Genomic DNA, 20,869 nt, shown 5'->3' on the forward strand with positions numbered 1-20,869 from the left:
CGGCGGTCGGCCGCCCGTCATCACCGACGACATGCTCCACACCGTGCTCCGGCGCCGCGCGGGCGGCGAGTCCCTCGAGCACATCCAGCCCGACCTGATCATCCCTACCGGCAAGCACAAGAGGCCGGCTTCTCACGCGCTCCTTCACCTGGGCCTCGCAACGGGCGCTGGCCCTGACCGCAGCGGGACGCGGCGTGGGAGGCGCTGCTGAACTGCGGGGCCCCCGGGCGGCAGGGCAGCTCCCGTATGCGCTCCAGGGTGGCGCCCTGCCACTCGCGCATCTGCTCCAGGGGGATCGGCCGCGCGTCGCAACTGCTGTTCCAGCCCGCGAAGCCGGTGCATGATCAACGACCCGGCGGCGGGGCTCGGCGAGAAGGTAGTGGCCGTCACTCCGCGCGACTCCCTGTATGTGCTCGATGTCCGCTACGACCGGGACGGCGGCAAGCGCCCGGAGGCGATCGTCATTGGCACCGCCCGTACAGCGACATCGTTTTCGGGCTCCTCACCCTGGCCGGGTTCGCGTACGCGCCGCGGCTCGCTGATCCGCCGGGCCAGAAGATGTGGCGCATCGACCGCGCATGGCCTGCCCCTCGGGACGGGACAGCTCCTGGAACTCGGACAGCAGCCCGGCCCTGTCCAGCGCACGCTGGCCCAGCCCCTCGTGCAGGTCCAGCGTGCCGCCCGGAGGGCGGGCGCCGGGGTCAGGATCCCGTTCGAGGACGGCGGCAGGGTGGCCATGGCGGGGCAGGACACGGGCGAAGGACATTTGGGGAGAGACGGGGGCGGCTGAGCGTCGCCCGAGGTTCAGCTCGCCTTTCTGTTCGCGCGGAGCGCGTCCACGGCGACCCTCGCGGCTGTGCCGATCACGGCGTCGGCAGCGGGCAGGATCGCGGAGCTGCGTACGGAGCGGGTGAAGACGGCGACGGCGTAGCGGCCACCGTCCGGGTACTCCACGATCCCGACCTCGCCGCGCAGGGTCGGCAGCGACCCGGTCTTGCCCGCGACGTGCACGTCGTCGAAGGGAAAGCCGGACGCGAGCCGATGCGGCCATACCTGAAGGGCCATCAGACGCCGTATGGCGGAACAGTGTTCAGGCGTGCCGGCAGTGTCCCGCCAGATGGCGGCGAGCAGCCGGGTCAGGTCGCGTGGGGTGCTGCGGTTGGCCCGCGTCGGGTCGAGTGCGCGCAGCCGGGCGATGACGTGCGGGTCGGCCAGGGCCCGGGCGCCGTCGGGTCCCGCGTCCTCTTTGATCATGGTCATCGCCGCCCCGAAGGAGTGCACGGCCAGGGTGTGGGTAAGGCCGATGCGGAGCGTCGTGCGGTTGACGGCGTCCAGCCCGACGCGCGCCAGGAGCAGATCGGCGGCGGCGTTGTCGCTGACGGCCATCATGAGGTAGGCGAGGTCGCGCAGCGAGAGCCGGGCCGGGTCCAGCATGGCGGCGAGGCCGGTCGGCCCGGCCGTGCGCCCGATGGGCGGGCACTCGACCTGCTCGGTGAGGTCCAGCTCACCGGCCGCCGCCCGCTCGTGCAGCGCAACCAGCAGGGGCAGCTTGTGAACGCTGGCGGTGCACACCAACTGGTTGCCCTGCCAGTCGAGTTCCGCGCCCGTGTCGATGTCGAGGGCGTGCAGCCACCCGTTGACGCCGGCGTCGGTGAAGGCCGTGCGGAAGGCGGTGGATGTGTCGGTCATAGCCAGTACTCCGCTGCGGGGCGCAGATGCATGGGACGTGCGGGGGTGTCAGGGCGGGCGTCGGCCGTGGTGCGCAGTGCGTGCTCGGCAGCGTCCGTGAAGGCGCGTACGGCGGCGTCGCCGTGCAGGCGGGGCCAGGCGACGGAGTGCCGCCAGGCCAGTGGTGCGCCGGCCAGCGGGCGCCACACGAGATCGGGGTCTGCGTTGTCGCCCTGGGGGTCACGCGGAGTGAAGGCGACGGCCGCGGCGGACAGAACGAGGCCTCGGGTGAAGCTGGCGCCCCGGCCGTGCCGGATCGCGGGCGGCGTGTAGCCGCCGCGCGCACAGGTGGTCAGCAGATCGTCATAGAGCGCGGGAGATCCGGCCCGAGGGAAGAGGACCAGGTCGTGGCCGGTGAGCGCGGCGAGCGGTACTGCACTGTGCTCGGCGGCGGGTGCGCCGGGCGGCAGCAGGACGCCCAGGTCGCGGCGGAGCAGCGGGCCGAGCTCGAGGCCGGTCACGTCACAGGGATGGTGCACCAGCCCTACGTCGAGCTCCCGTTTCCCGAAGCGGTCGAGTTGCTCGGCGGTCGACAGCTCATGCAGCTCCAGCTCCACCTCGGAGCACCGGTTCTGGAACTCCGTGAGCACAGCGGCGACCGTGACACCGGCGATGTCGGGCGGCAGCGCCGCGCGCAGCAAACCGCTCTCCCCATCCCTGATGCGGCGGGCAGCGGCGCGCAGTGCCCCGGCCCTCTCGAGCAGTTCCCGCACTTCGGGCAGCAGCAGCGTCCCGGCTTTGGTGAGAGTGACTTGTCGGCTGGTCCGATCGAACAGTCGCACCTCCAGCTCTCGCTCGAGGCGCTGGATGCGCTGCGACAAAGGAGGCTGCGCCATGCCCAGACGGGTCGCGGCCCGGCCGAAGTGTGACTCTTCTGCAACAGCCACAAAGCACTCCAGGTGCCGAATCAGGTCCACGACCAGCAACCATATCCAATTTTAATGAGTGGCCAACTCATATCGGACTTGGACACGTCGTGGACTTGCTTGCTCTCCTCACGGCATGACACACCTTCCCACCAGGAGGAGAGCCTCGCGCTCTCCGCTCAAAGCCGTCTGCGCTGTCGCCGTGGTCTGTGCCGTCGCCGCCGGTGGCGCCTACGCCGCGGGGCTCGGTCCCTTCGACCGCAGCTCAGACACTCGCGATCCCGCCGCCGCCGCTCAGGCACGGGCCTTCCTCGCCGACTGGTCCCACGGTCGCTACGACGGGGCCGCCGGGCGCACCACCAACCCGGCCCGGGCAGCGGACGTGCTGCAGAGCTTCACCGCGGGCCTCGACATCACCAAGCCGCGGCTGACCGCGTCCGCGGCCGAGAGCGCGGACGACGGCACCGTACGGGTGCCGTTCTCGGCGAAGATGCCGGTGAAGGGGCTGGGCACCTGGACGTACACGTCACAGTTGCCGCTCCGTGAGGGCGACAACGGCGACTGGAAAGTCGACTGGTCCCTGGGAATCGTTCACCCACACCTGAGCGAGAAGGCCAAGTTCCGCCTTGATCGCGAGGACACCGCCCCGCCCCGGGTCTCCGACCGTCACGGTAAGTCGCTCACCGGCGACGCATATCCCTCGTTGCAGCCTCTGCTCACCCAGTTCACGGGCGACGGCAGCGGCGCGCCGCGCGGAGCCATCCGGCTCGTCGACAGAGTCACCGGAAAGACGACGGGGACGGAGACCACGTTCGGGAAAGGACCGAAGGGCGACGGGGCCGAGAGCGGAGAGGCGGACGACGCACCGGTGAAGACCACTCTGGACGCCGCCTGGCAGTCCGGCGCCGACGCCGCGCTCGCCGCCGGAGCCGACGGGAAGAACGCTTCACTGGTCGCGCTGCGTGTCGACAACGGTGAGGTGCTCGCCATGGCCAACTCCCCCGCTACCGGCTTCAACCGCGCCGTCTCGGGAACGTACGCGCCCGGCTCCACCTGGAAGATCGTCACCAGCAGCGCGCTTCTGCTGAAGGACGCCGTCACGCCGGACACGGTCGTGGACTGTCCCAAACACCTCACCGTGGGCAAGGAGTTCCACAACGTGGAGACCTCGGAGTTCCGCGGCGCCACCTTCCAGAAGGACTTCACCGAGTCCTGCAACACCGCGTTCATCAGCTTGCGCGGCAAGCTCGGGGACGCCGAGAGCGGCGACGTGGCACGCAAGTACTTCGGCGTCGGCCAGGAGTGGCACGTCGGGATCCCCTCGTACGACGGAGCGGTGCCGGTGCCGAAGGACGAGACCGAGAAGGCGGCGGCGATGATCGGTCAGGGCCGCGTGCAGGCGAACCCGCTGATCATGGCGTCGGTCACCGCGACCGCGGCGTCCGGCCGCTTCCACCAGCCCACGATCGTGCCCGGCAGCAAGGACAGCACCTCCACCACACCGCTCCCCCCTTCCGTGGTCAGCCACCTGCGCACGATGATGCGGGCGACCGTTACCGACGGCACAGCACACGTCCTGGCCGACCTGCCGGGCGAGATCGGCGCAAAGACCGGCACGGCCGAGGTAGCGGACGATGAGGAGAACAACGGCTGGCTCGTGGCCAGGCGCGGCAACGTGGCCGTGGCGTGCGTGGTCGAGCAGGGCGTCACGGGCGGCGGCTCGGCCGGCCCGATCCTGCGTCACCTGTTGTCCGCCGTCCCCGACGACCCGTCCTGAGGCGGACCGAGACGGCTCACCAGATGGCGGGAGCCGGCGCAGCCCGCGCACACAGCGGTCGGGGGCGTCTTCCTGCTGGAAGTGGCCAGCGCCCTCGATCCAGTGCAGCTCGGCCTACGGGACACGGTCGTGCAACCACGCGACGAACATCCGGGGGGGGACGCTTGGCCGGCTTCGAGGACTCCCTCACCCGAGGCCCCAACTTCTCCGCAGCACTGCTGGCCCATGCGTTCACCTGTGCGCGCGGGCAGGACACCTGACATCGCCCGCCTGTCGGGGATCAGCCACCGCTGGGATGTCGCGGAGTTTCGTGCGCCGTCGGCCGAGATCGGCACACAGCACCGCGCGGTGTCTTTTCAGGCGGGATGGCGTCGGCGTATTACGCGCAGGCGCCAACCGCGCTGCGGTGCACATCGCCACCAGCGACGGAGCCCCCGCCGCAGCCGCCTGACCGGTGTGGCTGCGCGAATACGGACTATGACCCGCTACGCGGACCCCGCCGATCCACCCGCCTGACCGACTGACGAAGGACTTGCCCTCTCGCACTCAAGGTGGCTGAGCTGCTTGAGAGTCGTATGAGGCTTGGAGGGAATGGCGACGGGCGGGCCTGACGGCGCAATCGCCTCTGCCCCTCCGGACGGCCGAGTGCCATGCTGGCAATTGTCGCGCGGCACATGCGCGGTGGACGGCACGGCTACCCGTTCCAGGATGTTCCGGGGACACGCCCATGTCGATGCATCTCCTCCTGGGGTCTCGGCCCGCGCACCGCCGCTGGCGGTACCGCGTCGTCGCAGTGGTCGCCGCCCTGACGCTGTCGCTTCCGGCGGCCGGCTGTTCCGGTGGGGGCGACGAGGAACCCAGCGACGACAACACCTTCGTGTACCTGTCCAGCAGAGGGCTGGTGACGGAGTGGGATCCGGCGCGCTCCTACTCGGACGAAGTGGTGGTCCTGTCGAACGTGTACGAGACCCTCACCCGGTACAACGGCGTGACCGGCAAGACCCAGGGGGTGCTCGCCACCCGGTGGACCGCGTCCAAGGACCGCAGGACCTGGACGTTCACCCTGCGGGACAACGTGCGGTTCCACTCCGGGCACCCGCTCACCGCCGAGGCGGTGAAGTCCTCCCTCGAGCGCACCATGAGGCTGAAGGCCAGTGCCTCGTACGTATGGGATCCGGTGGAGAAGATCACCGCGATCGGCACGCGGCAGGTCCGCTTCGAGCTGTCCCGCCCGGCACCGCTGGACCTCATCGCCTCCGCCACCTATGCGGCCTGGATCTACGAGGTTTCGGACGACGCCAAAGACTACCGGGCCACCGCGCGCGGCACCGGACCGTACACGATCGCCTCATGGAATCCGGCCAGCGAGAACGAGGTGGAGCTGACGGCCTTCACGGACTACTGGGGCGGGTGGCGCGGAAACCGCTACAAGAACGTGGTCTTCCAGGCGTCGCCCCAGTCGTCCACGGAGGCGCAGCTCATGGACTCGGGCGAGGCAACCTACGCCGGTGGGCTGCCCCCTCAGCTCCTGGACACGCTGCGCGGCCGACCGAACGTCACCGTGTATGAACGGCCCTCCTGGCAGACCCTGATCGGCCTGATGAACACCGAGAAGAAGCCACTGGACGACGTCCGGGTACGCCAGGCGGTCGCGGACGCGCTCGACTATCGGGAACTCGTCAAAGCGAGCAGGGGAGCCCTCGTGGCCTCCGACGGCGTCATCCCGGAGGGCATGTTCGGACACACCACCACACTCGACATGCCGGGTGGCCAGGCCCGCGCCCGGAAACTGCTGAAGGAGGCCGGGTACGGCCCGGACAGCGGCAGGACCGTCAAACTGGAGATGACCTATCCCGCGGGCGAGGACACCGTCCGCACCCTCGGTGATCTGATGAAGGCACAACTGCGGCCGTTCGGCATCGACTTGCAGGTCGAGGGCCTGGCCTGGGCATCGGCGCAGTGGCCGCGCGCCAAGAAGAAGAACGTGAACGAGCGCCAGGACATCTTCGTCATGTGGTGGTGGCCGGACGACCCCGAACCCCTGTCGTACTTCCGGAACGTGTTCCGCACGGAGAAGGAGATCTCCTACAACCTCGCCTACTACTCCAACCCCGAACTCGACCGGCTCATCGATCAGGTCGGGGCGCTCACGGCGACGGACCCGGACGAAGCCGTCCGGACCTACCGCACGATGCAAGAGTTCATCATCAGGGACGCACCGCAGCTCTTCCTCGGCACCAACACCTATCAGCGGGTGCTGAACAGCGACGTCAAGGGCTTCGTCGACAACCCGGCGTACGCGAACGTCGTGTTCGTCCACGACCTCACCCACAAGTGAAGCCCTGAGACGGATCCGCGGAGGCCGAACCCCGGAGGTGGGCATGAAGCGTGCCGTGAACGACGGCCGCGGTCTGCCCGCGATCCGCTACGCGGTCCGCCGTTCGGTGCTCGCGGTCGTGGTCGCCGTCGGCGTGGTGGTGATGACGTACCTGATCGCGCGGGTGGTGCCCAGTGATCCGGCCGGCGTCTGGGCGGGACCGCGGGCCTCGGCCGCGGAACGCGCCAGGATCCGCGCCGAGCTGGGACTTGACCGCCCCGTCGCCCAGCAGATCGTCTCGTACGTGGCCGGGGTGGTACGGGGCGACTGGGGCATGTCGGTGCTCACCCACCGTCCCGTCCTCACCGATCTGCTCGCGCGGCTGCCCAACACCCTGCAACTGGTGCTCGCCGGGCTGTTCATCGGGGTGGCGGTGGGCATCCCCGCGGGGCTGGCGGCCGTACGGTGGAACGGAAGGGCTCCTGACCGGCTGGTGCGGTCCGGCGCGCTGCTGAGCGCCTCGATCCCGACGTTCTGGCTGGCGCTGCTCCTGCAGATGTTCTTCGCGAGCCGGCTCTCCCTGCTGCCGATCGCGGGCAGTTACGACCGCGCGGTGCGCGCCGCGCATCCGGTGACCACCGTCACCGGCCTGCCCTTGCTCGACGCCGTACTCACCGGGAACGGTGCGGCGGCGGTCGATCTCTTCGACCACTTGCTGCTCCCGGCCCTCGTCGTGGCTTCCTACCCTGCCGCCGTCCTCGCCCGCATGGTGCGCGCGAGCGTCCTGGACGCGGTCGGTGAGCCGCACATCCAGATGGTGCGCGCCCTCGGCTTCCCCGAACGTGCGGTCATCGGCCGCTTCGCTCTGCGGCTCGCATGGAACCCGGTCCTGCAGACGCTCGCGCTCATCTTCGGGTACTCGCTGGTCAACACCTTCCTCGTGGAGGCGGTGTTCGACTATCCGGGGCTCGGCCGGTACGCGGCCGACGCGGTCCAGTCCCTCGACGTACCGGCTGTCGTCGGGGTGACCCTCCTGGTCGCCTTGCTCTACCTCGCCGCGAACCTGGCCGTCGACCTGGCACAGGCCGCCCTCGACCCGCGCGTCGCACTGCGGTGAAGCGAGAGGAGCGAGGTGAGGTGATGGGGATGGCGCGCGGCACCGAGGGCGGCCGCACGGTGCTGTTCGTCGTGCTCGGGGCGGTGGCGTTCATCGTGTTCGTGGCCCTGTTCGCACCGGTCCTGGCCCCGTATCCGGCAGACGCAGCCGGTGCCGCCGAGACCGCCCGGATGCTGCGCCCGCCCTGCGCCGCGCACTGGTTCGGCACCGACGAACTCGGCCGGGACGTCTTCTCACGCGTGCTGTACGGCGCGCGCATCGGTCCGCTCGTCGCGGTGACGGTGGTGACTTCCTCACTGCTCGCGGGCACCGCGATCGGCGTGGTGGCCGGCTACTTCGGCGGCTGGTTCGACGAGCTCCTCATGCGCCTCACCGATGTCTTCCTGGCCGTGCCCGCTCTGCTGCTGGCACTGGCCCTGGCCACGGTGCTGGCGCCCGGTCCGGTGGGACTGACCGTCGCGCTGACCGTGACGTGGTGGCCGTGGTACGCCCGGCTGGTGCGCGGGGAGACCGTGTCGGTCGTCGGCCGCCCGTACATCGAGGCGTGCCGGACACTCGGTCTCGGCCACCGCCGCATCCTGATGCGGCACGTCCTGCCCAACGCCTCGACCCCGCTCCTGGTCCAGGCGTCGACCGACGTCGGCGGGGTGCTGCTCGTCGCCTCCGGACTGTCCTTCCTCGGCCTCGGGCCCCAGCCGCCGACCCCCGACTGGGGCCTGATGGTGGAGCAGTCGCAGAACTACTTCACCACCCAGTGGTGGATCGGCACCTTTCCCGGCCTCGCCATCATGCTGGTCGCGGGCGTGTGCTTCCTCCTCGGCGACGTCCTGCGCGACCGTCTCGACCCCCGTCACGTGCCGCGGCCCACCCAACGGGCCTGAGCAGTGACCACCGCCCGTGACTCCGCATGGCTACAACTGCGCGACGTACACGTCCGGTTCGGCTCGGCCGACGTCGAACCCGTGGTCCGCGTCGATGAACTGGCCCTGGAAAGGGGGGAGTTTCTGGGGCTGGCGGGAGAGAGCGGAGCGGGCAAGACGACGGTCGGCCTGACTGTACTGGGGCTCACCCGGCGCGCGGGCGCCCATGTGTCCGGCAGTATCCGGCTGGCCGGCGAGGAACTGCTGGCGATGCCGGAACGACGGCTGCGGCAGCTGCGCGGCTCCACGATGACACTCGTCCCGCAGAACCCGGCCGCCGCCTTCAACCCGGTTCTGCCGGTGGGTGTGACGCTGCTGCGGGCGCTGCGTCTGCACGGATGCACCCGCGCCGACGCCCGACGTCGCGCGGAGGCCGGACTGGAGCGCGTGGGGCTGCCCGCCGCACACCTCGCCCGCCACCCGCACCAGCTCTCCGGCGGGCAGCTCCAACGCGTGGCGATCGCCCTGGCGTCCGCCCTAGGGACGCGACTGCTCATCGCCGACGAACCGACCAGCGCGCTGGACGTGATGGCCCAGGCACAGATCTGCACACTCCTGACGGAGCTGCGCGCGGAACACGGCACGGCCGTGCTGTTCATCAGCCACGACCTCGCGCTGCTGGCCGGGCTGTGCGACCGGATCGCCGTGCTGCACCGGGGGCGGGTGATCGAGGACCGGCCCGCCGCCGACCTGATCACCTCGCCTCGCGCCGAGCGCACCAGGCAGTTGCTCGCGGCCGCACCACGACTGGGCGGGCTGCCGGTGCCCGGGGCGCGTGACGAGCACGGCGAAGGACACGACGGCGAGGACCGCGAGGGAGCCGGCAGCGGATGCGACGACGGACTTGACGCACGAAATGACGAGGGGGCCACCGATGGTGCTTGAAGCGCGCGAGTTGACCGTCGCGTACGGGAACACGGTCGTGGTGGACCGGGTGAGCCTGACCTTGCCCGAGGGTCCGTTCGGGCTGGGCCTGATCGGTGAGAGCGGTTCGGGCAAGACGACGGTGGCCCGGTGCCTGCTGGGCCTGGTGGCGCCGACGAGCGGCACGGTGCGGTTCCGCGGCGTGGACCTCAGCGGGATGCGGTGGCCGCGCGCGTATCGCCGTGCCGTACAGATCGTCGTCCAGGACACCGAGGGTGCACTCGATCCACGGATGCGGGTGGGCAGGGCGATCGGCGAAGTGCTGCGGGCGCACCGGATGGTGCCCCGCGGCACCGAGCCGGGCCGCGCCACCGAACTCCTCGCCGACGTGGGCCTGAGCGCCGAACACGCCGCCCGCTTCCCGCACCAGCTCTCCGGCGGCCAGCGCCAGCGTGCGGCCATCGCCCGCGCGTTGGCCGTGCGGCCACGCTTCCTGATCCTGGACGAGCCGACCAGCGCGCTGGACACCACCGTCCAGGCCCGCATCCTCGACCTGCTCCGCCGGCTCCGCACCGAACACCGGCTCTCCTGCCTGCTGATCTCCCACGACCTCGCGGTGGTGGAGCAGCTCTGTCCTCGCGTGCTCGTCCTCCACCACGGCCGTGTGGTCGAGGAAGGTGACCTCACCGACCTGCTCCACCACCCTCAGCACGCCGCCACCCGCACCCTGCGCGACGCCGTCCCGCGCCTCACCTCCGCTCCCCCACCGTGACGCGTTGCCGCACACCCGGGAGACGCGGGCTCTCGCCTCTTCTGCCGCGATTGCTGGTTGGTCTACCCGGCGCCTGGCGGGCGTACCGACGTCATCGACGTCGGCGTCCACTGGTCTTCACCGCGCTGCGTGCCTATGCCCGCTACCACCAGCTCAAGCTCACGCGTCAGTGAGGTCGAACAGTTCGTCCCCGCACGCGGTCAGGCAGTCGTGGTCACATGTGTCCTCGGCCGGAGCACATGATCAGACGAAGGCCGCCTCAACGTCCGGCGAACACCCAGGTGAACGACCTGGTTCGAGGAGCACTTCGACTCATCGATAGCCTGCATCACCATGATGCGCGCTTGGATCCTGCCCATGCTGCTTGTGCTCAGCGGTTCAGTCGTCGCGACCGGGCAGATCTTCAACGGGAACACCGGCACAGCCGCGGCACTCCTGCTCGCGTTCCTGGCGCTCGCAGGCGTGAACTCACCCCTGATCTTCCCGAGGCCGATGGGTGCGCAGGAGGCGCAACGCCGGAGCGCGGTCGACGGCCGGCCCGTCGTTTTCTGGCGGCCGGGCTGCAAGTACTGCATACGACTGCGTATCCGGCTGGGCCGCAGCGCCCGCCAACTGCACTGGGTCAACATCTGGCGCGACCCGGCAGCAGCCGCAGCGGTGAGAGCAGCCAACGGCGGCAACGAGACCGTGCCGACGGTCGTCGTGGCCGGCCAGCCACACACGAACCCCGATCCCCAATGGGTGCGCGAACAGCTCCCCCATTCCACGTGATCAGAAACCACGACCTACTGGTGAAGCGCCCGCAGCCCAAGCACACCAAGGTCAGAAGACAAGCTCAGGGCCTGTGAACAAACCCCCGTCCGCCCGGTGGCGTCCGGCACGCACACTGGTGGCGTTGCCGAAAAGTCCCGGTCAACCGGCTTGGTTGCGGTCCGGGATCGTGGTTGCCGACCAGATCACTCCGCTATGGGCAGGCACTCGGCAAGCAGGTCGACAACGTCCCGCCAGGCTCGCCGCGCGTGCTGCGGGTGGTAGCCGACCCCGGGGCGCACGGTGTGGTCGACCGGTGGGTGATGGAAGGCGTGCAAGGCACCGCCGTAGACCACCAGGCGCCAGTCGACGCCTGCGGCCTGCATCTCGGCGGTGAATGCGTCCCATTGCGCGGGCGGCATGATCGGATCTTCCGACCCGACCCCGGCCCACACCGGGCAGCGAATACGCGCCGCTTCGCCCGGTCGGCCCGTAGTCAGTGCGTTGACTGTCGCGATCACACGCAGGTCGACGCCGTCTCGCCCGAGCTCCAGCGCGATCGCGCCCCCGGTGCCATAGCCGACGGCGGCGATCCGGTCCGGGTCGGTCCGCGGCTCGGCGCGGAGCACGTCGAGCGCCGCATGGCCGATGCCTCGCATCCGGTCGGGGTCGGCGAGCAGCGGCATGCAGCGGGCCAGCATCTCGTCAGGGTCGCCCAAATAGCGTCCGCCGTGGAGGTCGAAGGCCAGCGCCACGTATCCCAGCTCGGCGAGTGCATCGGCCCGGCGGCGCTCGACGTCGCTGAGACCCACCCCCTCGGGCCCGACCAGGACCGCGGGCCGGCGGTCGACACCGGCCGGTAGCGCGAGGTGCCCGAGCATCGTCAGGCCGTCGGCCGCGTATTCGATCGTGCGCGTGGTTCCCGTCGTCATGAGCCTTGACGGTAGTGATCGTCGAGCCCGGTCGGGCCGGTGTTCTGCCGCGGGCAGAAGGCGGTTCTCCGGCGTATTCCGGAACCAACCGTCAGCGGTTCGGCTGAGAGCCTGTGAACAAAGCGCCGTCGTCCGGCCGAAGGGCGGGCACAGCGCGAGCCGCTCCGCCGGCGGGGCCTATTCAAAGGCACCCCTCATGATCACGGTGGCCTGTACGGGTCTGATGGATACGTGACCTGCTCAGCCATCGGTTTGTCGGGTGTCCAGTGATCGGGCGAAATCGGCAAGCCTGTGGAAGTCGTCCCCGCGCATACCGATGCGCGGGTTGACGTGATGAAGAAGCCCTGGCCCCGGGTGATGGGCGGCTACGTGTCGCTCGTCGCTGCTGCCCTGCTCGTCGTCCACCCAGGCGAAGGGGCGTCCCTTGGCGTAGTCCAGGAGAGGGCCGGTCTTCCAGTGGACCCCATCGGGGCGCTCTTGGAGCAGGGCGTCGCCGAAGTCGACGAAGGGAAGTTCGGGGAGGCCGAGCACCGGAGCGATCCACCGGTTGGCGTCGGCCATCCATGTGGTGGCCCAGCACAGTTCGTAGTCGAGCTGAAGGAGGGCCTGCCCGTGCGCGGGGTTGAGCCAGACCCGCAAGGACCGGCGGTTCGAGAGTCCTGCGTGGTCCGTTGAGGGATCGCGAGCCACTCTGAGTGTGATGTAACCGGCAGGGCGCCTTTCCGGCTTGGCCGCATAGGGGTTGAGCGGCCCGTCCACGTCGAGAAACAACAACGGTCGCCTCACGATCCCCCCTTCGTCACCCGGGTTAGTCGCACCGGGATCATCGCCTCGGACGTGGCCTGACGCCTGGACGCCACACGAAGCGCAGTCGCCCCAAGCCCCGCTGCGGCTCCCTCAACTGACCCTACTGCCCGCCACTGACACGGCCTGGGCCGGCCGCGCCCTGAACGGGCCGAAGCCGGTGTGGGACCAGGAGACGTCCGGGCCCGATACGTCGTCATCGCGGCTTCGTGCTCGCCGACATGATCGGCTTTGGCGGGGATCGGCCATGGTCGAGCATCGCCACCACGCTCGCGCCGCTGCTCGACCACCCGGACGCCGAGGGCGAAGTCACACCTGCGCAATGCGCCGCGATGTTGCCGCGGCTGGAGGCGATCCGCGACCAACCTCGGCCCGACGGATGTAACACCCACGTCCACCGACGGCGCGTCGAAGACGTCAGTGAGTTGCTCCGCGTCCTTCGTGTCTGTGTGAACAAGAACGTCGAGCTCATCTTCGGCTAGAGGTCGTCCCGACCGACGCGCCTGAGTTCCGCCAGATAGGCGTACACCTCGGGGAGCTTGGGGTGCTGCGGGCCGCCGACACGCGTCACGTCCGCGATGAGGCGTTCGGTCGCCGCGATCGCCTCGGTGAGCCGCCCGGCCTGGTCGTAGCCGGAGATGAGGGAGATCAGGGCGTCCAGGGTCCCCGGGTCGTCGAGGCCCCGGCTGTGTTCGCGCGCGGCGAGGGACGCCTTCAGGTACGGCAGGGCCACCTCGGGGCGGCCGGCTTCCAGGTGGGCGATCGCGAGGTTGTGGTAGCGGTAGGAGGTCGCGTCGCTGTCGGGTCCGTGGATCTGCTCGAAGCCGCTGACCGCCCGTTCGTAGCAGGCGATGGCCCCGTCGAGGTCACGGGCGTCGTGGAGGAGGTGGGCCAGGTTGTCCACCCAGATGTAGGTGCTGAGATGGTCCGGGCCGTAGAAGCGCTCCTTGTCGGCGAGGATCTCCCGGCACAGCGCCTCGGCCTCGGGGCGTCCTGCCTCGTGGTAGGCGGTGAACAGTTTCTGCTTGCGGGCGTCCAGTCGTTCGGTGCCCGGCGCCAGGAGGCGCCTGCTGCCGGCCACGGTCTCCTCCAGCAGGGCGATCGCACGGTCGGTGTCGTCCGCCGCCGCATAGGCGTCCGACAGCTTCTCGCGGCGGTCGAGGATCTGCTGCTCGTCCCGGTCGGGGTCGAGTTCGCTGCCCTCAAGGGCCCGTTGCAGGTACGGGAGGGCTTCGGTCGGGCGTCCCGCCGAGAGGTGGGCGCTTCCGATCCCGTACAGGGTCAGCAGGGTGTCGCCGGCGTACGGGCCCAGGGTCGCCGTCTGGTGATCCAGGTTGACCAGGAACAGAGGGATCGCCTTGTCCTGCATGTACGTGTCCCCGGGCGGGGCGGCGGCCGACCAGACGCACAGGAAGAAGGCGTAGTTGTACCGCAGCCGCAGGACGTCGGGGTGGCCCGGGCCCAGTCTCCGCTCCCCGTCGAGCAGGTTGTCGAGCATGCTCTGGGTGGTGTCCATGGTGAGGTGCATCGGCCCCTCGTCGTGCTCGCCCAGCCGGAGGTCGAGGGGGTCTTCCGGACCGCCGGGCTCCGGCGGCGGGTTCGGTGGCCGCTCTGTGCGGTCAGGGTGCTCGGGGTGCGTCGGCCTTCCGGGGTCCGGCGGGGTGCCCTTGGCGCGCTTCCTGCGGAACATTCGCGGTCACTCTCTGGCTCGGTGGCGGTCACGTGGGGGACCCGAGGTCCCGTACGAGCTCCAGCAGTTCCCGGATCGCGGCCGAGGGCGCCCTCCCCCGGTCGAGGTAGTCGCCGAGGAGCCCCCGGTCTGCCGGGGTGAGGGAGGCGAGCGGCCTGTCCAGGAAGGAGAGGGGGTCGCCGAGGTCGTGCACGGTCGAGCCGTGGACCACGTGGCGGCCTCCCGGCGAGGCGGCCCGCAAGCGGGGCGGGTCCTCGCCCGACGCCCTCGCGAGCTGGCGTGGCGCCGGTACCGGGGCGAGGGCGACCGCGTCGTGGAAGTGCGCCTCCGCCCCGTCGCGGGACCGGCCGCCGACGACGCGCCATCCGGGGACGGCGATCAGGTCCTCCAGCGGCGGCCCGGCGTGCCAGGCGGTCACCGCGGGCCGGTCGGACTCCTGCTGGAAGAGGTACACGCCGCCGGTCGACGCGGCGGTGACGAACTCCTCGGAAGACAGGAACACCGCGGACTCGACCGTGCCGTGCTGCTCGGGCACCCCCCACCAGCCGCCGTCCGACAGCGGTTCCAGGGCGGCGTCGGTGAGGAGCACGCGGCGCCGGTCCGCCAGCAGGAGGCGCTCGCCGGTGGGGTCGACGGCATGGACGGTGACGTCCTCCAGACCGAGGCCGTCGTACAGGTCGGCCTCCTCGAGGCGACCGTCGTGCGTGCCGACCAGGACAGCCGTCGTACCGCACAGCAGGACGACGAAGAAGCGCGAAGTGGCGAAGATCCGGGCCCCGTTGAGGGCCCGACCCTGTGCGAGGGCCTCCGCCCCGTGCGGCCCGTAGAGGACGAGTTCCGTTTCCGCCCGGTACGGCTGGGTGCTCAGGGTGACGACCGCGTCGGCGCCGAGGCAGGTCACGGCGGTGGAGCCGGAGCTGTGGTGGTCGGCGGACCAGAGCACGGAGCGGGAACGGAGGTCGTACACGTCGATGCGCGTGGAGAACACGCCGTCGGGGTGCGCCCCGCCGGGCAGGTACGCCTCCCGGGCCAAGACCGGCGCCCGCCCCGGCCCTTCGGGGGCGAAGGACAGCAGACCCGCACCCGTCTGACCGGCCGTGCCCGGGTCCCCTCGGTCGGGCAGCCGCCACACGGCCCGCTCCGCGGCGGCGCGGGCCGTGCGCTCGGCGGCCCGCGGCCGGTGGCGCCGCGAGGTGAGCCGGGCGACCAGACCACGGGGGTCCTCGGGCGGGGCCCAGTGCTCGGGCGGCCGGCGGTGGGCGATCCGCAGCGCGTCGGTGACGGGGACCGCTTGCATGAGGCTCCAGAGCGCCGCCGGGTCTGCTGCCTGTACGAGCCGCTCGGCCACCGCGTCGATCTCGGCCGGCGTTCCCCAGGCCAGGCGGTCGGCGCCGCGCCGCTCCCGCAGATAGAGCAGCGCGGTGCCGATGGCACGGTGTTCCGCGTCGGCTGCGTCTCGGCCGTCTGTCGTGTCCGGAAGGCGGGCGAGACGCTTTCGGTGCAGGGCGAGGCTCTCCTCGACGATCGCGGTGGCCTCGGTGTGCCGCTCCAGGGAGATGAGCTTGGCCGCGGCATCGTCGAGGCGGGCGGCGAGGAGGTCCTGGAAGCGGGCTCCCACCTCGGCGAGTTGGCGGTAGAGGCGGATGGATCTCAGGAGCGCGTCGACGGATTCGGCGTGCCGCCCGGCGTCCCACAGGTGCAGGCTCTGGGTGTACAGCGCGCCTGCGAGTTCCTCCCCGTGGCCGGCCGGGTCGAGATCCGCCATCTGGGTCAGGTACTCGACCACTTGGCCCGCGCCTTCGGCGGCCTCCGTCGAGCGCCCGGACTTGGCCAGCAGGTAGCCGTTCACCATCTCCAGGCTGTTCATGTCCGTGGCCAGCGCGAGATACAGCAGGGGGTCGCGGTCCAGGATCTCCCCGAAGAGACGCTGTGCCTCGGCCACGGAGGCGTGGGCGGCCGCCGGGGCCCCGGTCCGCCAGAGCGCGAAGGCGAGCCGGGTGTGCGCCTGGGCCAGGGAGCCCAGGAACTTGGCGTCCACCGCGTCCTGCTCCAGCAGCCCGATGGCCTCGCGGAGGAGTTCGACCTGGCGCTCGGGGGCGACTTCCCCGATGAAGAGGCCGCCCAGATTGAGGAGGGCGTCGGCGTAGTCGGGCCGGTGCACCGGACCCTGTCGGGCCGTCTCCCGGGTGAGCCGTACGACCTCCTCCATGAGCGCCAGCGCGTCGATCCTTCGGTCCGCCTTGAGGTGTGCGGCGACCAAGTCACGGAGCAACCGGGCCCGTTCCGAAGGATCGGTGGACCCTTCGACGCGATGGGTGGCGAGGCGCGAGGCCAGGGCCGCGGTGCCCGTCTCCACCCGTACGTCGCGCGAGGACACCAGCGGTTCGATGGCCTCCAGGACGTCGAGGTCCACGGAGTCGAGGGCGGCGAGCGCGGCCAGGACGGCGCCGCCGCCACGGACGGCGAGGGCGGGGTCGCGGCGCAGCAGCGGGAAGAGGACGGCGGGGCCGACGTGCGGCCAGCGCTCGGCGGCGGCGATGAGGAAGGTGAGGGCGCGGGGTGTCCAGGGTGGTGCGGCTCCCGCGTCGCGCTGGAGGATGCGGGTCGCGCCGGTGACCGACCACAGGTCGGTCGGGTATCCGGTGACGGGGCTCCCTGGGAGGGTGAGGGCGAGGTAGTCCTCGGCGAGCCGGTCGGGGAGCAGTGGTTCGAGTACCTGGGCGGCCGCCGGGTCGGTGGGCGGGTAGTGCACGGCGTGGGCGGTCAGGGCGTGGTCGGCCGGGGTCCGTAACAGGAGGCGGTCCAGCAGGGGGCGGGCGGCGTCGCGGCGCAGCGGGCCGGTGAGGACGGCGGTGAAGACGGTGCGGGCGAGGTCAAGTCCGCGGCGCTCGTCGGCGGCGGCGTCCGCGACCGGGGTGCCCGGGACGTGCGCGTCGGGGCGGCGCCAGTTCTCGTGCTCGCGATCGAGGAGGTAGGCGGTCATCCCGGCGAGGTCCTCGGGTGGTTCCCGGCCGGCGGCGAGGGCGTCGACGGCGGTAAGCGCGGCCATGTGGACGGCCAGGGTCAGCCCGAAGTCGGGGCGGGCGAGGTCCTCGTGGGGCGGGCGGAGGGCTCCGAGGGCACCGGGGTCGGGGTAGTGGGCGGCGAAGCCCCGGCGGGCGGCGTCGAACATCCGGGCGCGCTCCCCCTGGCGGCCGGAGTCGGCCAGCGGCTCCAGCGGCTGGTCGGAGAGATCGGTGGGGCGCCGTCGGCGGCCGAGCTGGGCGCGCAGGGCGGGCCAGGGCCGTACGGAGCGGGCGATGAGCAGGACGCGCGCGGGGAGTTCGCCGCGCAGGAGGCCGTTGTGGAAGAGCCAGGCGAGGTGGGCGTCCGGCCAGCGGTCGGCGTAGTCGACGAGGATCAGCACCCCGGGACGGTGGTCGGTGCGCAGGTCCTGGCTGCCCTCGGCGGGCGGATGGGTGTCGGTGCCGTGCACGGCGTCGACGACGAGCCAGCCGGCGTCGGCGCATTCGGCGGCGAAGCGGGCCGCGAGGCGGGACTTGCCGGCGCCGCCGGGTCCGTGCAGCCACCGCACGGCCGTCTGCGCGGGCTGGTCGCGCCACGCGCGAAGCCGGTCCAGCTCCGGCTCGCGGCCGGTGAACTCCACGATCTCGCTGCGGGCGTCGAGCATCCTGCTGGGCTGGGCGCGCAGCCAGGCGGAGTCCCGCCGCAGGCCGTCGGCGGCGCCGTGGGTGTCGCGCGCGTACAGCAGGTAGACGGGGGTGCCGTCGCCGAAGACGTGGATGTCGGCGCCGACCGCGCCGTAGGCGAAGCCGGCGACAGCGTGGACCTGCTGGTGGACCTCGTCGGGGAGGTCCACGGTCAGCCGGTGCCGTCCGCGCCGTCTTCGTCGGCGGGCGGTGGCGCCTGTCCCTCGGCCGCCTGGTGGTAGTGCAGGTTGCCGCTCTGCACGGCGAAGACGGTGCCGTGGTCGCGGGCGGTGTTCGACTGCGTCCACACCTTGCGTTCGGCGGGCAGGCCGTCCTGTACGCGGGCGACGAGTTCCCGCAACTCGCCCTCGGATTCGGGGTGTTCCTCCAGCAGCAGGAGCAGCCGCCGACGCCATACGGGAAGCAGCTCGGCCCGGATCTCGTCCGCGCCGGCGGGCTCGGCGGTGCGGACGAGGGAAGCGTCCTCGTCGAGCTGCGCGCCGATCGCCTCCCCACGGGCCTCGCCGCCCCGCCCGAAGAGCCGGACGATCCCGCCGCGGGCGCCCTGCCACAGGTCGGTGGCCATGGCTCCGATCAGCGAGCTGGCCCCCGCGCCGGCGAGCGCCGTCAGTGACTCGGCCAACATCCGTCCTCCCCCGACTCCGATGTGGCGGGCGGCCCCGGGAGACCCGACTCCGCCTGTCCTGAACCAGGTTAGCCCGGGACGGGCGAGGCGGGGCCGGATGATTGATTCCGATGTTCCCAGTGGTCGTAGCCCGCGGTGTCGGACCCGCACAGCCCGCGATGAGCCGCAGAACCTCCAGTTCGCGCGGCGTGAGCGGGATGGTGGGCGGGATGTCGGCGACGGGCCGGATCCGGGCCCCCTGGGAGGCTGGCACCGCAGGTGCTGCGGTTCGGTGGTGAAGGCGAAATGCCTTGCGGTCCCGTCCCTTGGTAGGCGCAATTGGCTTTCGTGGTCGCGCTGGTGGCCTCAAGTGGGCAGGATTCACAGGGGTGATGTGGTATCCGGGAAGCTGTGCGGTTGGCCCCCGGAGTGTTCCCCCTGCGAGCGGGGCGACGACCTTGGCGTCTCTTTACGGTGTTCCGGCCCAGGCCGTCAGCGCGGCGTGTCGTTCGGCGGACCTGGCCGCGGTGTCGGTGGCGCGTGTCGCCCAGGCGACATGTCCGTCGGGGCGCACCAGGATCTCGGTGAGTCCCCGCAGTTCCGCGTGGTCGTCGTGTGAGGTCACGGTCGTCGTGGTGATCCGTGAGTACCAGCCCTCGTCGATGGACGCCGCGGTGTCCGGGGTGCCCGTGAGGTCGAGGTGGACGAACCGGGCTGCGGGGAGCAGGTCGTACACACGTGTCGCGGGCTCGATGGCCTTGATCCCGATGTCGGGCATGCGCCGTCCCACCAGCGGGTCGGCCCCGGGTTCGGTCGGCCGATAGGCGGTTGCGAGGCCGGAGATCCTCGAGGCGAGGGCGCGGTTGACCTCGTCCATGTGCAGAAGGTCGTCGAAGAGGCGGCGCAGGCCGGCGGCGGGGCGTTCGTACTGCGGGACGAGGGTGAGTTCCGCGAGCAGTGTCTGTGTCTCGGTGTTCTCCGTGACCGCCCGGCCGACCGGGCGCCGCTCGGTGTCGTAGCTGTCCAGCAGGCCGGGCGGCGCCCATCCGTGCACTGCGGCGGCGAGCTTCCAGCCGAGGTTCATCGCGTCCTGCAGGCCGGTGTTGAGGCCCTGCCCCGCGGCGGGGAAGTGGATGTGGGCGGCGTCGCCGGCCAGCAGGATCCGGTCGGCGCGGTAGGTGTCGGCAAGGCGGGTGGCGTTGCCGAAGCGGGACAGCCAGCGGGGTTCGGTGACCCCGCAGTCGGAGCCGCACTGCCGCCGCAGGGACTCGCGGAACTCGTCGAGGGTCACCGGCTCCGTGCTCGGCACCCGCATGCGGTCCGGGTCGATGAGGACCAGCCGCGTCACGCCGCCTTCCATCGGCGCCACCAGTACGCCCCCGGCGCGGGCGGCGTCCAGGACGGCGGGGTCTGGGTCCACGGCCGCGAAATCGCCCAGCATTCCTGGAGCGTGTCGTCGGTGCCCGGGAACGCGATGCCGGCGGCCTGCCGCACCATGCTGCGGCCGCCGTCGCAGCCGACCGCGTACCGGGCGCGGACCGTTTCGGTGCCCCCGGGCCCTCGGAGCTCCGCCTCGACTCCGTCGTCGTCCTGGCTCAGCCGGACGACCTCGTGTCCGCGCACGATCTCCACACCCAGTTCGTGCGCCCGCTCGGCCAGCACCTCCTCGGTGCGGGCCTGGGCGACGAACAGCGTGTAGCCGTGCCGGGTGTCCAGCCCGGAGAAGTCGAGGTGAGTGGGGAGCTGCGCGAAGTGCCAGCCGGGCACGGTGCGGCCGTGCGGCAGGAACCGGTCGAGCAGTCCGCGCTGGTCCATGAGCTCCACGCTGCGGGGATGCAGGCTCAGCGCCCGCGAGTCCTGCTGTGGTGCGGCGCGCCGTTCCACGATCCGCGTCCGTACGCCCGCGAGCGCCAGTTCGCACCCGAGCATCAGCCCGGTCGGCCCCGCTCCCACGACGATCACATCGACGTCCATCGGCGTCGCCCTCTCGCTCATTGCGCACCCCAGAATTAGTGAAC

Annotated in this window: 15 protein-coding genes and 3 pseudogenes; 9 read left to right on the forward strand and 9 right to left on the reverse strand. The window is 71.3% G+C overall.

Features of this window, described 5'->3' with window-relative positions; genetic code table 11:
- Window positions 1-340 precede the first annotated feature (340 nt).
- Window positions 341-576: pseudogene (locus ABZ930_RS07795) on the forward strand (Tn3 family transposase); the annotation flags it as partial.
- Here ABZ930_RS07795 and ABZ930_RS07800 read toward each other — a convergent pair.
- The 3 genes and pseudogenes from ABZ930_RS07800 to ABZ930_RS07810 form a co-directional block, all read right to left on the reverse strand.
- A pseudogene (locus tag ABZ930_RS07800) lies at window positions 575-766 on the reverse strand (FAD-dependent monooxygenase); the annotation flags it as partial. The pseudogenes ABZ930_RS07795 and ABZ930_RS07800 overlap by 2 nt on opposite strands.
- A gap of 38 nt (window positions 767-804) precedes the next feature.
- Window positions 805-1,689 carry a serine hydrolase gene (locus ABZ930_RS07805; RefSeq protein WP_361543161.1) on the reverse strand — a complete coding sequence of 295 codons (885 nt, stop codon included), beginning with the start codon at window positions 1,687-1,689 and terminating at the stop codon, window positions 805-807.
- Window positions 1,686-2,645 carry a LysR family transcriptional regulator gene (locus ABZ930_RS07810; protein WP_361543472.1) on the reverse strand — a complete coding sequence of 320 codons (960 nt, stop codon included), beginning with the start codon at window positions 2,643-2,645 and terminating at the stop codon, window positions 1,686-1,688. Before ABZ930_RS07810 ends, ABZ930_RS07805 begins: the two co-directional genes overlap by 4 nt.
- 85 nt (window positions 2,646-2,730) lie before the next feature.
- Between ABZ930_RS07810 and ABZ930_RS07815 the strand changes: the two genes are divergently transcribed.
- The 7 genes from ABZ930_RS07815 (at window position 2,731) to ABZ930_RS07845 (ending at window position 11,132) form a co-directional block, all read left to right on the forward strand.
- Window positions 2,731-4,371, forward strand: coding sequence for a penicillin-binding transpeptidase domain-containing protein (locus ABZ930_RS07815; RefSeq protein ID WP_361543164.1), 1,641 nt, complete (start codon window positions 2,731-2,733; stop codon window positions 4,369-4,371).
- 727 nt (window positions 4,372-5,098) lie between these two features.
- Window positions 5,099-6,709, forward strand: a complete 1,611-nt coding sequence (locus ABZ930_RS07820) for an ABC transporter substrate-binding protein (protein ID WP_361543167.1) — start codon at window positions 5,099-5,101, stop codon at window positions 6,707-6,709.
- Window positions 6,710-6,752: 43 nt separating this feature from the next.
- Complete coding sequence (locus tag ABZ930_RS07825) at window positions 6,753-7,805, forward strand: ABC transporter permease (protein ID WP_361543170.1); 1,053 nt, start codon at window positions 6,753-6,755, stop codon at window positions 7,803-7,805.
- Between the two features lie 29 nt (window positions 7,806-7,834).
- Window positions 7,835-8,686 (forward strand): ABC transporter permease, encoded by an 852-nt coding sequence (locus ABZ930_RS07830; protein ID WP_361543173.1) that lies wholly within the window; start codon window positions 7,835-7,837, stop codon window positions 8,684-8,686.
- Window positions 8,687-8,689: 3 nt separating this feature from the next.
- Window positions 8,690-9,610, forward strand: coding sequence for an ABC transporter ATP-binding protein (locus tag ABZ930_RS07835; protein WP_361543176.1), 921 nt, complete (start codon window positions 8,690-8,692; stop codon window positions 9,608-9,610).
- Window positions 9,600-10,361, forward strand: coding sequence for an ABC transporter ATP-binding protein (locus tag ABZ930_RS07840; RefSeq protein ID WP_361543179.1), 762 nt, complete (start codon window positions 9,600-9,602; stop codon window positions 10,359-10,361). Before ABZ930_RS07835 ends, ABZ930_RS07840 begins: the two co-directional genes overlap by 11 nt.
- 333 nt (window positions 10,362-10,694) lie before the next feature.
- Window positions 10,695-11,132, forward strand: a complete 438-nt coding sequence (locus ABZ930_RS07845) for a glutaredoxin domain-containing protein (RefSeq protein WP_361543182.1) — start codon at window positions 10,695-10,697, stop codon at window positions 11,130-11,132.
- 185 nt (window positions 11,133-11,317) lie between these two features.
- On the opposite strand, the gene ABZ930_RS07850 is transcribed toward ABZ930_RS07845, so the two are convergent.
- Both ABZ930_RS07850 and ABZ930_RS07855 read right to left on the reverse strand, forming a co-directional pair.
- On the reverse strand, window positions 11,318-12,043 hold the full coding sequence (locus ABZ930_RS07850) for a dienelactone hydrolase family protein (protein ID WP_361543185.1): 726 nt from the start codon (window positions 12,041-12,043) through the stop codon (window positions 11,318-11,320).
- A 240-nt stretch (window positions 12,044-12,283) separates the two neighbouring features.
- Window positions 12,284-12,829, reverse strand: coding sequence for a hypothetical protein (locus tag ABZ930_RS07855; RefSeq protein ID WP_361543188.1), 546 nt, complete (start codon window positions 12,827-12,829; stop codon window positions 12,284-12,286).
- 227 nt (window positions 12,830-13,056) lie between these two features.
- Between ABZ930_RS07855 and ABZ930_RS07860 the strand changes: the two genes are divergently transcribed.
- Window positions 13,057-13,329, forward strand: a complete 273-nt coding sequence (locus tag ABZ930_RS07860) for a hypothetical protein (protein WP_361543191.1) — start codon at window positions 13,057-13,059, stop codon at window positions 13,327-13,329.
- Here the strand turns inward: ABZ930_RS07860 and ABZ930_RS07865 are convergent.
- From ABZ930_RS07865 to ABZ930_RS07880, 4 genes and pseudogenes are all read right to left on the reverse strand, one after another.
- Window positions 13,326-14,537: a tetratricopeptide repeat protein gene (locus tag ABZ930_RS07865; protein ID WP_361543194.1), complete on the reverse strand. Its 1,212-nt coding sequence runs from the start codon at window positions 14,535-14,537 to the stop codon at window positions 13,326-13,328. The genes ABZ930_RS07860 and ABZ930_RS07865 overlap by 4 nt on opposite strands.
- Before the next feature lie 28 nt (window positions 14,538-14,565).
- On the reverse strand, window positions 14,566-18,396 hold the full coding sequence (locus ABZ930_RS07870) for an ATP-binding protein (protein WP_361543197.1): 3,831 nt from the start codon (window positions 18,394-18,396) through the stop codon (window positions 14,566-14,568).
- A 2-nt stretch (window positions 18,397-18,398) separates the two neighbouring features.
- Window positions 18,399-18,872 carry a hypothetical protein gene (locus tag ABZ930_RS07875; RefSeq protein WP_361543200.1) on the reverse strand — a complete coding sequence of 158 codons (474 nt, stop codon included), beginning with the start codon at window positions 18,870-18,872 and terminating at the stop codon, window positions 18,399-18,401.
- 448 nt (window positions 18,873-19,320) lie between these two features.
- Window positions 19,321-20,825, reverse strand: a pseudogene (locus ABZ930_RS07880) (monooxygenase).
- Window positions 20,826-20,869: the final 44 nt, after the last annotated feature.

It is taken from the genome of Streptomyces sp. NPDC046716 (assembly GCF_040645755.1).
Lineage (GTDB): Bacteria > Actinomycetota > Actinomycetes > Streptomycetales > Streptomycetaceae > Streptomyces.